Here is a 1,234-nt window from a genome sequence, read left to right on the forward strand (position 1 = left end):
TCGGCGCATCGCCCAACTGGGACAAGACGGTGCTCGTCATCCAATACGACGAGTGGGGGGGCTGGGCGGATCATGTGGTGCCTCCGGTCGCGCTGGCTCCGGATTTGATCCCGCCGGTGGTCGGGCTCGGCGTGTCTGAATACGACGGCTTCCACAGGTACGGTTTCCGGGTGCCGATGGTCCTGGTGTCGGCGTATGCGAAGCAGAACTACGTCAGCCACCTCGTCTACGACCACAGCTCGGTGCTTGCCCTGATCGAGCGCATCTGGAACCTGCCGGCGCTGACGATGCGCGACGCCAACGCCAACGATCTGACGGACTTCCTGGATTTGGCCGCCATGCAGAGCGGCCAGCCGACGTTCACCCCGGCGACGGTCGCCGGCCTGCCCCCCTCCGGCGAGAGCCCGGCCAGTCTGGCCTGCTCGGCTCAGCCGCCGGTGCCGCTCCCGCCCGCCGGTTCGGTGGTGCCGCGCACATGAGTTGCTCCGGTGTCACCGTGGCGGCCGTCGCGAGCGCCGGCGTCGTCGTCGCCGCGGCGGCCCCGCCGCCCCTAGCAGGACCCTTCGAGCCTGACCAGCCTACTCACCACCCTGGCGACGATTGAGATCGCCGGCGGTGTGGGGCTGTCCGGCCTGTTAGGGTCGACTACCGCAAGGTCACCCCGATCGACACCCGCTGGTGCTGCGCGGCCGGATCGACACCACCGAGGGGCACACGGCGTTCATCTCGGCGGAACTCATCGATGCCGACCACACAGCTGCTGTCGTTGCAACGCTCCGGCTCGCGCCGAACGTGCAGCTGTGGCCAGATTTTGCGGGTTTTTTCGCCCTGGTCGCACGTTCGGTGACTCGGGCGCACGTCCGTCGCCAGACGTACTGGACCAGCCGCTTGGTCCGGCGGCGGTAGTCCGCATAGCCCGGCAGATCGCGCTGCAACAGTTGCTCCTCGGCGAGGATACGCTGCCGGTAGGCCCGGACCGGTTGCTATCCGGGTAACCGAACATCAGCCAACTGTGGCCGGTTCGGGTGGCCATGCCGATAGCATCCCCTCTACACGTTCCCGGTTGTCGGGAGGTCTGCGATGCGAAACCTGGTGGGTCGGTTGGCGGCCGTTCTCATGCTGACCGCAGCGGCGATAGCCACCGTGACGTTTGGCACCGAGGCGGTGAGCTCGGCGCACTGTGAGCCCGGGCAGTGGTGGGAGCCGTTCAGCAAGGCCTGCTACCCACTGGGCG

At 67.8% G+C, this 1,234-nt stretch carries 1 protein-coding gene; it reads left to right on the forward strand.

The features are described from left to right. A partial coding sequence (locus AC2VON_RS13485; RefSeq protein WP_486953418.1) for an alkaline phosphatase family protein occupies positions 1 to 479 on the forward strand: 479 nt, incomplete at its 5' end. Positions 480 to 1,234: the final 755 nt, after the last annotated feature.

This window comes from Mycobacterium sp. TH-M82 (genome assembly GCF_057473605.1).